General features: G+C 67.0%; 12 protein-coding genes. 4 read left to right on the plus strand and 8 right to left on the minus strand.

Annotated elements, in window-relative coordinates; genetic code table 11:
* Window positions 1-41 precede the first annotated feature (41 nt).
* Window positions 42-554: a carboxymuconolactone decarboxylase family protein gene (locus tag AC6JAC_RS02525; protein WP_347895958.1), complete on the minus strand. Its 513-nt coding sequence runs from the start codon at window positions 552-554 to the stop codon at window positions 42-44.
* A 269-nt stretch (window positions 555-823) separates the two neighbouring features.
* Here AC6JAC_RS02525 and AC6JAC_RS02530 point away from each other — a divergent pair, with 269 nt between their 5' ends.
* Both AC6JAC_RS02530 and clpB read left to right on the plus strand, forming a co-directional pair.
* Window positions 824-1,609, plus strand: a complete 786-nt coding sequence (locus AC6JAC_RS02530; protein WP_497963343.1) for a S1 family peptidase — start codon at window positions 824-826, stop codon at window positions 1,607-1,609.
* Window positions 1,610-1,796: 187 nt separating this feature from the next.
* Window positions 1,797-4,463: an ATP-dependent chaperone ClpB gene (clpB, locus tag AC6JAC_RS02535; protein ID WP_497963344.1), complete on the plus strand. Its 2,667-nt coding sequence runs from the start codon at window positions 1,797-1,799 to the stop codon at window positions 4,461-4,463.
* On the opposite strand, the gene AC6JAC_RS02540 is transcribed toward clpB, so the two are convergent.
* A complete protein-coding gene (locus AC6JAC_RS02540; RefSeq protein ID WP_497963345.1) occupies window positions 4,460-5,158 on the minus strand; it encodes a septum formation family protein in 699 nt (232 codons plus the stop codon). The two genes, clpB and AC6JAC_RS02540, sit on opposite strands and share 4 nt — an antisense overlap.
* Window positions 5,159-5,506: 348 nt before the next feature.
* Between AC6JAC_RS02540 and AC6JAC_RS02545 the strand changes: the two genes are divergently transcribed.
* A complete protein-coding gene (locus AC6JAC_RS02545) occupies window positions 5,507-5,740 on the plus strand; it encodes a DUF3073 domain-containing protein (protein WP_028272615.1) in 234 nt (77 codons plus the stop codon).
* Between the two features lie 178 nt (window positions 5,741-5,918).
* On the opposite strand, the gene AC6JAC_RS02550 is transcribed toward AC6JAC_RS02545, so the two are convergent.
* Entirely contained in the window at window positions 5,919-6,701 is a 783-nt protein-coding gene (locus AC6JAC_RS02550) for an alpha/beta fold hydrolase (RefSeq protein ID WP_497963346.1), read from the minus strand.
* A 177-nt stretch (window positions 6,702-6,878) separates the two neighbouring features.
* Between AC6JAC_RS02550 and AC6JAC_RS02555 the strand changes: the two genes are divergently transcribed.
* Window positions 6,879-7,742, plus strand: a complete 864-nt coding sequence (locus AC6JAC_RS02555) for a VOC family protein (RefSeq protein WP_497963347.1) — start codon at window positions 6,879-6,881, stop codon at window positions 7,740-7,742.
* Between the two features lie 79 nt (window positions 7,743-7,821).
* On the opposite strand, the gene purM is transcribed toward AC6JAC_RS02555, so the two are convergent.
* The 5 genes from purM to uraD are packed head-to-tail and all read right to left on the minus strand — an operon-like array spanning window position 7,822 to window position 11,911.
* The gene (gene purM, locus AC6JAC_RS02560; RefSeq protein WP_497963348.1) at window positions 7,822-8,976 is read right to left on the minus strand and encodes a phosphoribosylformylglycinamidine cyclo-ligase; all 1,155 of its coding nucleotides are present in this window, start codon (window positions 8,974-8,976) and stop codon (window positions 7,822-7,824) included.
* Window positions 8,973-10,625, minus strand: a complete 1,653-nt coding sequence (purF, locus tag AC6JAC_RS02565) for an amidophosphoribosyltransferase (protein WP_454699617.1) — start codon at window positions 10,623-10,625, stop codon at window positions 8,973-8,975. Before purF ends, purM begins: the two co-directional genes overlap by 4 nt.
* A 47-nt stretch (window positions 10,626-10,672) precedes the next feature.
* The gene (locus AC6JAC_RS02570) at window positions 10,673-11,023 is read right to left on the minus strand and encodes a hypothetical protein (protein WP_028272620.1); all 351 of its coding nucleotides are present in this window, start codon (window positions 11,021-11,023) and stop codon (window positions 10,673-10,675) included.
* A gap of 52 nt (window positions 11,024-11,075) precedes the next feature.
* Window positions 11,076-11,417, minus strand: a complete 342-nt coding sequence (uraH, locus tag AC6JAC_RS02575) for a hydroxyisourate hydrolase (protein WP_497963349.1) — start codon at window positions 11,415-11,417, stop codon at window positions 11,076-11,078.
* Complete coding sequence (uraD, locus tag AC6JAC_RS02580; RefSeq protein WP_028272622.1) at window positions 11,414-11,911, minus strand: 2-oxo-4-hydroxy-4-carboxy-5-ureidoimidazoline decarboxylase; 498 nt, start codon at window positions 11,909-11,911, stop codon at window positions 11,414-11,416. Before uraD ends, uraH begins: the two co-directional genes overlap by 4 nt.
* Window positions 11,912-12,130 lie beyond the last annotated feature (219 nt).

Below are 12,130 nucleotides of genomic sequence, written 5' to 3' on the forward strand. Positions count from 1 at the left end.
TCAGCCTTGCTTGGTCAGCCTGCTTGGTCAGCCCTGCGTGGTTAGCCCTGCGCGGCCGGCTGTTCCTTGGCTTCGCGCCGCACGGGGTGCTGGCTGGTGATGGATACGCGGTTGAAGGCGTTCATCGTAATCACCAGCCAACTCACGGCCGAGTACTCGGCCGCGTTAAGGTGCTGCCGGGCGTAGGCGTCCTCCCGTTCGCGGGTGTGGGCGTCCGGAAGGGTGGTGATGGACTCCGCCAGCGCCAGGGCCGCGCGCTCCTGCTCCGTAAACAGTGCGGTGTCCCGCCAGGCGGCCAGCACCGCGAGCCGCTGGGTGGTTTCACCCTTTTTGAGGGCATCGGCAACGTGCATGTTCAGGCAGTAGGCGCAGCCGTTGATCTGCGAAATGCGGACGTTGAGCAGTTCGGTCAGGGCCCTGCTGATGCCGGCTTCATCGGCGGCTTCGCGTGCTTTCAGGCCGAGCCCGTTCAGCGCCCGCCAGACGGCCGGGCTCTCCTTGTCGATGAAGATGTGCTGGGTGGTGGGGGTGCCGGCGTCCTGGGTGTGCTCCATGGCTCCCACAATACCCACGGCCGTATGACTGCTTTTGTCATCTTCGTGACATGCCGGCAAATGCATTGTAGTGTCGTCACCGGACCGTCTGCCCGCCTCGCGGCGGGCGGCGGTCCACCAGAGAAGTCTCTGTGGGGAAGGTGCACTGCGATGCGCCGGCCACACCAGCCGGAGGGCGGTTCCTTGGGGGAGCCGCCCTCCTGCGTGTCCGGGCCGGGCTTGTTGCGTGAGGGCTAACGTTTCCGCGGCCGGCGTCCTACCATATGAAAATGCGTTGCCGCCTGAAGGCCCGGATTCTCCGCGCTTTGCGGGTCATGGCTGCCGCTCTGCTTCTCCTATCGCTGACGGCGCTCCCGGCTTCGGGTACGCCCGACCCGGGCGCCGCCGGACCGTCGCGCGGCGGGACGGACATTGCTGGCGGCGAGACGGTTTCCATCGCCGAGGCCCCCTTCGCGGTGCAGATCGCCTACGACACCGCCGGCACCAGGGTGGCCTGCACGGGCAGCCAGATTTCAGCCAGCTGGGTGATCACTGCCAGGCACTGCGACTCTGCCAGCCTTCACTCCGTCCGCCTGGACACTCCCTCCCTCGGTGCCGGGGGCGTGGTCCGGACCATTGCTGCCCGCTACCCGTCGCCCGTGGGTGACGTGCTGCTGCTCAAGCTCTCCACCCCGCACCCCGGAACCTATGCCGGCCTGTCCCGAACGTTCCCGGCGGCAGGATCGGACGCGCGCGTGTTCGGCTGGGGTGACGAGACGGAGGGGGCCGGGGCCATGTCCCCCCAGGTCAAGGCTGCCGGCGTAAAGGTGTCAGGACGGGGCTCGGACGCTTTTGGCGGTTTGTCCGTGCGGACGCAATCGCAGACAGGGCACCCGCTGGCGGGGGACTCCGGCGGCCCCCTCATCGTCGGAGGAAAGCTGGCGGGTGTGTTGTCGACGTCGAGCGTCCTGCCGAGGGGGGCTCCCTCCAGTTTCACCGGCTTCTACAACGACCACGCTGCCGTCTCCCGCCACCTGGGCTGGATCACATTGGTCACTGGCGTCGGCGCCGACTAGCAACCTGCCGCCCGGCCTGCCGCGCCAGGGATGCCCCGCCAGGGATGCCCCGCCCGGGGGCGGGGGTCGATCGCCCCTAGACAGCCATTTCGCCGTCGGCAAACATGGACCTAGAGGCCACGTCCGGCAAAGTTGAGTCATGTACACTCAACTTTAAGAGTTGATCTATCCCCGAAAGGAGCTCTCTTTGGACGCCAAGTTCACCACCAAGAGCCAGGAGGCTCTTTCGGCAGCAGCCATGAATGCCTCCACGGCAGGAAATCCCCAGGTTGAGCCTGCCCACCTGCTCAAGGCTCTGATGGACCAGCGCGAGGGCGTCGCCGTCGCGCTCCTCCGCGCCACCGGCGCCGATCCTGACGCCGTCAGCGTCCAGGCCAGCACCGCCATCAAAGCACTGCCGGCGTCGTCCGGCACCTCGGTGCAGCAGGCCCAGCTTTCCCGCACCGCCCTGCAGGCCATCAAGAACGCCCAGAACGAAGCCGACAAACTGGGCGACACCTTCGTTTCCACCGAGCACCTGCTGCTGGGGCTCTCAGCCGGCAGTGACGCCGTCGGGAAGTTGATGCGCGACGCCGGCGCCTCCCACGAGGCCCTGCTCGCCGCCCTGCCGGGTGTCCGGGGGGACCGCAAGGTCACCAACGCCGACCCCGAGAACACCTTCCAGGCCCTGGAGAAGTTCGGCACGGACCTCACCGCGATCGCCCGCTCCGGCAAGCTGGACCCGGTGATCGGCCGCGACGCCGAGATCCGCCGCATCATCCAGGTGCTGAGCCGCCGCACCAAGAACAACCCGGTGATCATCGGCGAGCCCGGCGTCGGCAAGACCGCCGTCGTCGAGGGCCTGGCCCAGCGGATCGTCGCCAACGACGTGCCGGAAAGCCTGCGCGGCAAGACCCTGATCGCCCTGGATCTCGCCTCGATGGTGGCCGGCGCCAAGTACCGCGGGGAGTTCGAGGAACGGCTGAAGGCCGTCCTGGAGGAGATCAAGAGCTCCGAGGGGCAGATCGTCACCTTCATCGACGAACTCCACACTGTGGTGGGCGCAGGCGCCTCCGGGGACAGCTCCATGGACGCCGGCAACATGCTCAAGCCCATGCTGGCCCGCGGTGAGCTGCGCCTGATCGGCGCCACCACACTGGACGAATACCGCGAGAACATCGAAAAGGACCCCGCCCTGGAGCGCCGCTTCCAGCAGGTGTTCGTGGGCGAGCCCAGCGTGGACGACACCATCGGCATCCTCCGCGGCCTGAAGGAACGCTACGAGGCACACCACAAGGTGTCCATCGCGGACTCCGCCCTGGTGGCTGCCGCGACGCTCTCCAACCGCTACATCTCGGGCCGTCAGCTGCCGGACAAGGCGATCGACCTCGTGGACGAGGCGGCGTCCCGGCTGCGCATGGAGATTGATTCCGCGCCGGAGGAGATCGACCAGCTGCGGCGCCAGGTGGACCGGCTGACCATGGAGGAACTGGCCCTGGCCAATGAGAAGGACGCCGCGTCCGTGGAGCGCCTCGCCGCGCTGCGGGCGGACATGGCGGACAAGAAGGAAGCGCTCTCGGCGCTGAACGCGCGCTGGGAAGCGGAGAAGGCCGGCCTCAACCACGTGGGTGACCTCAAGGCCCGGATCGACGAGCTGCGTTCGGCTGCGGAGAAGTACCAGCGCGAAGGGGACCTCGCTGCTGCCTCCCGCATCCTTTACGGCGAACTGCCCGCACTGGAGCGCGAGTTGTCCGCCGCTGCCGAGGCTGAGTCCGCCCGGGTGGCAGGCGGCGGCGCGAAGCAGGAACTCATGGTGGCCGATGAAGTCACGGCGGGTGACATCGCCGAGGTGATTTCCGCCTGGACCGGCATCCCGGCCGGACGCATGCTGCAGGGCGAGAGCCAGAAGCTGCTGCACATGGAGGAGGAGCTCGGCCGGCGGCTGATCGGCCAGAAGAAGGCCGTCACCGCGGTCTCGGACGCCGTTCGCCGTGCGCGCGCCGGCATCAGCGACCCCAACCGGCCCACCGGGTCCTTCCTGTTCCTGGGTCCCACCGGCGTGGGCAAGACCGAGCTGGCGAAGGCCCTTGCGGACTTCCTGTTCGACGACGAACGCGCCATGGTGCGGATCGACATGTCCGAGTACGGCGAGAAGCACTCCGTGGCGCGGCTGGTGGGTGCCCCTCCCGGCTACGTGGGCTACGAGGAAGGCGGTCAGCTGACGGAAGCCGTCCGCCGTCGTCCGTACTCCGTGGTGCTCCTGGACGAAGTGGAGAAGGCCCACCCGGAGGTGTTCGACATCCTCCTGCAGGTGCTCGACGACGGCCGCCTCACCGACGGCCAGGGCCGCACCGTGGACTTCCGCAACGTGATCCTGGTGCTGACCTCCAACCTGGGCAGCCAGTTCCTGGTGGACCAGACGCTGGATGCCAACGCCAAGCGCAGTGCCGTGATGGCCACGGTGCACGCGTCATTCAAGCCGGAATTCCTGAACCGGCTGGACGAAGTGGTGCTGTTTGATGCTCTGGACGTCGAGGAGCTGGCCCGGATCGTGGAACTCCAGGTGGCAGAACTCGGCAAGCGGCTGCATGACCGCCGCCTCGAGCTGGAAGTCACCGAAGGTGCCCGCGCCTGGCTGGCCATGACGGGCTTCGATCCCGCCTACGGCGCCCGGCCGCTGCGCCGGCTGGTGCAGCGCGAAATCGGCGACCGGCTGGCCAAGGCCATCCTGGCCGGCGACATCGCCGACGGGGACACTGTGCTGGTGGATACCGCGGCCGACGTCGACGAACTCACCATCGCGAGCCTGGAGCGCCAGCAGCGCGACGGCGGTGCCCTCGCCGGCAGCGGGCTGTCCGTGCGGCGGAAGGACTAGGGGATGAGGGATTCCATGATGATATTGCCCTTGTCCGCGGTGACATAGCAGTCAACCCGCCGGTCGCCCTGCTCCCAGCTGGTGTCGCTCGGGTAGGCGTTGCGCTGCATGAGGACGTAGTTGGCCACGGCGTCGGTGAGTCCGGCGTCCTGGCAGATCTCGCGGCCCTTCTCGCGCAGTGCGGCAATGCCCGGGTAGGAGTCCGATTCCGGGAACCGGTACACGGCAACCAGCTGGGCCGAGTGGCCGGTGGTGCACGCCACCACCCGTGACTCCGTGGCTTCCGGATCGAAGTTCTCGAAGCAGTCGCCCCGCTGGTAGTCCAGCGCGCTCACGCCGTCCTGCGGAAGGTCGCCGCGGGTCGGCTGCGCGGACGGCGATGTTGACTCCGACACGGCAGCGGCCGGGGGCTGGTTGGCGGCCTGCTCATTCCCGCTCGCGATCAGGGTGGCCAGCCACCACGTGAGCAGGCTCAGGAACACGAGCCCGGCCACCACGAAGCCGATCTTGAACAGGGTCTGCGGCGGCTCGCCGGCTTTCGGGGCCGGCTTGTTGTCTGCGTCGACTGTGACGTCCGGCTCGACTGTTTTGTTTGTGACGTCTGTTTCGTCTGTGACATCAGTGACGGCGGGCGGCAGGACGGGGAGGCTGCTGGTTGGCGGCCGGGAAGGCGGCGGGGGGACGACCGGTGGCATTCCGGCGCGCGGGGATGTCTCTTGGTTCCCTGTGTCCGTTCCGTTCTGGTCATTCACGTGAAGATTCACCCTTCCCGGCGTCGTAATCCTGGCTTTTTCCTTGGATGAGGGCCGCCGGTGGGCCGCCCGCCTGGAGTCGCCCAAACGACTCTACCGAAGAAAATCTGCGGACCGGAGACGGTCCGGACCTGCATAAACGTGGCGAGTGTTTCCCGGGGGCCCGATCCGGGGCGCAGTTACCGCTGAAAGCATGTAATCTAGGTGTACGACAAATTGACCAAACATTCCGGGGCCTCACTAACGCCAATGGTGACCACCTCCGGTCCGAGTACAAAAGGGGGTCACGCCATGGGGCGCGGCCGTCAAAAGGCAAAAGCTACCAAGCAGGCTCGGGATATTAAGTACTATTCCCCGAACACCGACTACTCTGCGCTTCAGCGTGAGCTCAAGAGCACTGAGGGTCGTGCACCGAGCCGTTTCTCGAGTGAGCCGGTCGAACCGGATTATTCGGCTTATGTGGATAAGTACGCGGACGATTTGGAAGACGACGACGACGAGGTTGACACCCGTCGAATCGGTTAGTTGTCGCCCACTGAACGTGCCGTAAGGCACTCAGTGGCGTGCCGCCGTCGTACCATTCACCACAGTGATCCGTACGGCTCTTCGGCTCTTCTTTTCCAGCACCCCGGGTGCTGACCTCAGATATTGGGCCCGTCAGGCCGCGCCGGCTTCCGGTGTGCCCTGACGGGCCTTTCTGTCGTCACTCCTGGGGCGTTTTGGCCCGCCGAATCGGCATCAGCGTCCGTGGCGGACCAGTGGCGGCCAGGAAAGCAAGGATGACTCGGTTGAGCACTTCCGGCTGCTCCAGGGGAAGCCCGTGCGAAGCTGCCGGAATCACCGCCAATTCGCCATTCGGCAGGGCCTCGTACAGGGACACTGTGTGCGGCAGCGTCACCAGGTCGTCGTCGCCCGCCACAACGAGCACCGGCATGCTGATCCGGGCGATGTCCGCCGTGGACAGGGTGGGCTCCGAAGCGACCATCCGGAAACTCTTGTTCATCACGACGTCCAGATGCCCGGGACCGTCCGGGGACCGCGCGATATAGGCTTTGCCAAGTTCCTGCGGCACGGCGGAGCCCGGGTCCAGCTCCACGGGGGCAATGCCCTCGAAGTGGTAGTTTGCGCCCACCACCACAAGCTTCCGCACCAGGTCCGGGCGGCGAAGCGCCACGATCAGTGCAATGATGCCGCCGTCGCTCCACCCGACCAGGTGGGCCGGCCCGCCCACCACTTTCTCCAGCACGCCGATCGTCTCGTCCGCCATGTCCGAGTAATGGAAGTCCGCGTCCGTGTCCGCGGTATAGCCGTGACCGCGCCGGTCGAAGGCCAGGACGCGGAAACCGTCCGACAGCCCCGGACCAATGCTGTTGAGCAGATCGTCGCTGTTGCCCAGGCCGCCGTGCAGCAGCAGGAGCGGCTCCGCGTTGCCTCCGCGGTCCTCCACCCAGGTGGGGTGCCCGTTAATGTCCACCCGGCCGGCCATGGCTCACTCCGTTCCGGCGGTCCTTCGGCGACTCGGCTGCGGCGGACCGTCTTAGCCGCCATTGTCCTCCTGCGGCGGGATGTTGTCAGTGCCGTAGCCCCGTACTAGGTTGATCGTGGGCTGTCCCGCTGCCGGTCCGGCGGCGGTTCGAATTTAGGGTCGAAGGGAAATGATTTTATGACCGGACGCACCACCTTCAACGCAGGCGAGATCTGCTGGACGGATCTGCAGACCAAGGATGTGCAGGCGGCAAAGGCCTTCTACGCCGCCGTGTTCGGCTGGCGCTTCGAGGACTTGCCAACACCGGACGGGCGCAGCTATTCCAAGGCCTATCTGGACGACGACCTCATCACGGTCATTGCGCCCCAGAACCCTCAGCAGGAGTCCTCCGGCACGGCGGCGCAGTGGAACATCTACTTTGCTGTCGCCGATGCCGGAGCCGTCGTGGACGAAACGCCGCATGCGGGCGGCACGGTGGAGTTCGGCCCCGAGGAGGTGGAGGACACCGGCGTCATGGTGTTCCTGGCGCCGCCCGGCGGCGGCACCACCGGGGTGTGGCAGCCGGGAACGCACACCGGTACGGCAAGGTACAACGAATCCGGCGCCCTTGCCTGGGCGGAACTGCTGACTCCCGAACCGCAGGCCGCCGTCGCCTTCTTCCAGCAGCTGTTCGGGCACGAGGTGACCGAATACCCGCAGGACGACGGCGGAACGTACACCACCCTGATGGTGGACGGCGCGGAGGTGGCCGGGATCGCGCCACTGCCGCTGGAGGACGAGGAAGATGACGAGGCGGCGGACGCGGGCGCGGACGCGGATGCGGGAGCAGGCGCGGGTGCCGACACTGAAGACCAGGCCCTAAAGGCTGGCTGGCAGGTCTACTTCGGCGTCGGCAGCATCGCGGAGGCGGTGGCCGCCGCGGTGGCCGCTGGCGCCGTCGTCCTGGTCGAACCGGAGCGGGACGGCGACGACGAGGACGCCGGCAGGGTGGCTACGCTGAGCGACCCGCAGGGCGGCATATTCAGCCTGCTGGAGGTTTAAACGCATCGAGTGCTCCGCAACTGCCGTTATGGACCTGCTAAACGGCGGTTGCGGAGCACTCGATGAGGGTTTAAAGGCCTTAGGCGTAGGAGTTCACCAGTCGGACTGCGCCGCCGTCAACACCCTTGGCGCCCTGGACGTAGTCCGGGCCGGACTTCACGATGGAGTCCGAGTTCTCCTCTACGGTGCCCATGATCCAGGACGGCAGGCCGCGGTCGTTAAGGCGGTTCACGGCGGCGTCCGCCGCCTCGGGGGAGACGATGGCCACCATGCCCACGCCCAGGTTCAGGGTGCGCTCGAGGTCGGCCAGCGGGACGTTGCCCAGCTCCGAGACCAGCTTGAAGATGGCGGGAAGTTCCCACGTGGCGCGGTCCACCGTGGCGATGAGGCCCTGGGGAAGGACACGGGCCAGGTTGGCCGCGAGTCCGCCGCCGGTGACGTGGCTGAAACCGTGGACTGCCTTGCCGGCCGCGGATCCGTTCACCGGGAAGGTGCGGGCCAGGTCCAGGCAGTCAGCTGCGTAGACGCGGGTGGGTTCGAGCAGTTCCTCGCCCAGCGTGCGTCCGAGTTCGGACACCTGGCGGTCCAGTGCCCAGCCGGCGTGGTTGATGACGCGGCGCACCAGGGAGTAGCCGTTCGAGTGCAGGCCGGAGGAGGCCATGCCGATCACCACGTCGCCGGCGCGGACGCGGTCCGGGCCCAGCAGGTCGGAGGCCTCAACAACACCGGTGGCTGCGCCGGCGACGTCGTACTCGTGCTCGCCCAGCAGGCCGGGGTGTTCGGCGGTTTCGCCGCCCACCAGGGCGGTGCCGGCCACGGAGCAGGCTGCGGCGATGCCGCGGACGATGTCCGCGATGCGCTCGGGAACAACCTTGCCGCAGGCGATGTAGTCCGTCATGTACAGCGGCTCGGCACCCACCACCACGATGTCGTCCACCACCATGCCCACGAGGTCGAAGCCGATGGTGTCATGGATGTCCATAGCCTGGGCGATGGCCACCTTGGTGCCCACACCGTCCGTGGACGTGGCCAGCAGCGGCCGCTTGTAAGTGAGGAGCTTCGAAACGTCGTAGAGGCCGGCAAAGCCGCCCACTCCGCCGATCACCGAAGAATTATGGGTGGCCTTGACGGCGTCCTTCATCAGTTCAACGGCGCGGTCTCCCGCTTCGACGTCAACACCGGCGGAGGCGTACGTGATGCCGGCGTTCTGGGCGGAGGAAGATGCGGAAGTCATACGGACTCTTTCTTGTCAGCGGTCAGACGGTCGGCGTCGGTCAGCAGGTTCTCGAACTCGGCGTCCGGTCCCGGGTCGCAGCCCGTGGCGCCGGGCTTGCCGGCCGGATCCTCGTCGGAGTCCACGGCTACGGCGGCGGATGCCGGGGCGCCGGCGGCGGATCCGGCAGCAGGGAGGCCGCCGAGGTCCGTGCGCTCCAGCAGGTTCTTGCCGAGCTTGTCCGCGCCGGGCAGTTCGATGGGGTACTTGCCTGTGAAGCAGGCGGTGCAGAGCCGCTCGCGCGGCTGACGCGTGGCGTCGATCATGCCGTCTTCGGAAATGTAGGCCAGCGAGTCGGCGCCGATGGCCTGGGAGATTTCCTCGATGGTGGCGCCGTTGGCGATCAGCTCTGCGCGGGAAGCGAAGTCGATGCCGTAGAAGCAGGGCCACTGCACGGGCGGGGAGGAGATCTTCACATGCACCGAGGCGGCACCGGCTTCGCGGAGCATCCGGACGATGGCGCGCTGGGTGTTGCCGCGGACGATCGAGTCATCCACCACCACAACACGCTTGCCGCGGATCACGGACTCGAGGGCGTTGAGCTTGAGCCGGATGCCCAGCTGGCGCAGCGTCTGGGAGGGCTGGATGAACGTGCGGCCCACGTAGGAGTTCTTCACGAAGCCGTGGGCGAAGGGAATGCCGGATTCCTCGGCGTAGCCCACGGCGGCCGGGGTGCCGGACTCCGGGACCGGGATGACGATGTCCGCTTCCTGGGTGTTTTCGCGGGCCAGCTGGCGGCCCATCTCCACGCGGGATTCGTACACCGAGCGTCCCGCGATGGCTGCGTCCGGACGGGCGAGGTACACGTACTCGAAAACGCAACCCGCCGGCGTCGGCTCCGCAAAGCGCTGGGACCGTACGCCGTCCTCGTCGATGGCGATGAATTCGCCGGGTTCGATTTCGCGGATGAAGCTTGCGCCCACAGTGGCCAGGGCCGACTGCTCGGAGGCGACAACCCAGCCGCGCTCCAGCCGGCCGAGGACCAGCGGGCGGATGCCGTAGGTGTCGCGCGCCGCATAGAGGGTGCCTTCGTCCATAAAGACGAAGCAGAAGCCGCCCTTGATCTTGGGCAGCAGCTCGATGGCTGTCTGTTCGAGGGACTTGCCCTCCTCGCCCTCCAGCAGCGCCGTGACCAGGGCGGTGTCCGAGGTGTTGCCCTGCTTCATTTCGCCGCTGAGCTGGCCGCCGTTGCGGTCGTTGATCATGGCGTTGAGCTCGGCAGTGTTGGTGAGGTTGCCGTTGTGGGCCAGTGCCACGGTTCCCGTGGCGGTAGCGCCAAGCGTGGGCTGGGCATTGGCCCAGTGGCTGGCGCCGGTAGTGGAATAGCGGCAGTGGCCGACGGCCAGGTGCCCGGTCAGGGTGTTCAGCGTGGTCTCGTCGAAGACCTGGGATACGAGGCCCATGTCCTTATAGACGTTGATCCGCTTGCCGTCGCTGGTTGCTATACCAGCCGACTCCTGACCGCGGTGCTGCAATGCATACAGCCCGTAATAGGTGAGTTTTGCTACTTCTTCACCTGGTGCCCAGACCCCGAAGACGCCGCAAGCGTCCTGAGGGCCTTTTTCGCCAGGGAGAAGATCATGAGAAAGTTTTCCATCGCCGCGTGCCACTGGTCGATTATCTCACGTGATGGGGTAGGACTTTCCCGGCCGCCCGATTATGACTGACGGCCGGCCTGGGGGCCGCTGTCCCCGCCGTCGTCCGGGTCGTTGCCGGAGTCGGTCTCCGGGACGGCCTCGACGACGGCGTGCTCGGCGCGGCGGACGCTGAGCCGGTCCAGCAGGAGGGCAACAATGGCGCCCAGAATCACGCCGCCGGCGCCGAAAAGGACCATAAAGAAGCCGAAGACGGAGCTGGGTTCGTAGCTCGGGTCCCCGGGCAGGGCAAACGCGATGACTGCCGCAACGATGATGCCCACGATTCCGCCGAGTATGAGGAACGGCACGTATTTGGGTGCCCGGCGCACGGTGATTTCGCGCCGTTCGGCGGGGGTGTCTTCAGAAGCCATGCCATCTAGCCTACTGCCCGGGGTTGAGTGGGTTGGCCGCCCCGGGCGTCCCCTAGCTGCCGCGGTACGTCGAGTAGGCGAACGGGCTGAGGAGCAGCGGCACGTGGTAGTGCTCGCCGGCGTCGGACACGGTGAATACCAGGTCCACTTCCGGGAAGAACGTGGCGGTGCCCAGGCCCTCGTAGTAGGCGCCCGTGGCAAAGTTCAGCCGGTAGGTCCCGGCCGGCAGGAGTTCCGGACCAAGGTCCTTCGCCCTGCCGTCCGCATCCGTGGTGCCCGAAGCAACGAGGTTCCAGCTGCCGCCGTCGCGCGCGTAAAGTACGACGGCGACGCCGGCAGCCGGGCGCCCGGCCCCGGTGTCCAGGATGTGGGTGGTCACCTGTGAAACGGTCATTCGCTGATCACTCCTTCGAGCCGGAGCAGGGCGATTTCGCGCAGCTGCTGGGCCACTATGGCGTCTTCTTCTTCGGCAGTGTGGTTGAGGCGCTCGTGCAGGGCTGCCAGGATTTCGGGAGCGGTCCGCCCGGCCGCACGGATCAGGAACACCCGGCCGAACTTTTGCTCATAGGCACGGTTGCCTTCGGCGAGTGCCGTGGTGATCGCCTGGTCCGCAGGATCCACGCCTGCCTGCTCCGAGCGGGACATGGAGGCCTCGGTGGTGGAAGCCGTGGGCCGTTCCCCGATCCGCGGGTGGTGGGCCATGGCGGCTTCCACCTCGTCGGGAGTGAACGGGCTGGCGGCGTTGCGGGCGAAGTCCAGCAGGGCCTCGCTGCTGGCAAACGGGCGTGCGTCGGCGATCTGGTCCACCCAGCGCCGGACGTCGATGCAGGGGCGAAGTGCCGCGGTGACTTCCGCGCGGTCCGCCCCGTTGAATACGGCAAGCTGCATGCTTGAACATCCCTCGTGCAAATGCTGGCATCCATGGCGTCGGCTATGCGGATAAGGGGCTGCCCCGATGCAGAGGGACGCACGGGCCATTCCCGGCCGCAGCGCACCACTACATTCCGCATCATGGAACTGTTATTTCAGCATGCGTAATAGTCAACCCGAAATTTGCGCTTGGTGTCAAGAGACTACAGGACCCCGGCTGGCGGCATCCGGCTCCGC

This window comes from Arthrobacter sp. KUASC02 (assembly GCF_059739395.1).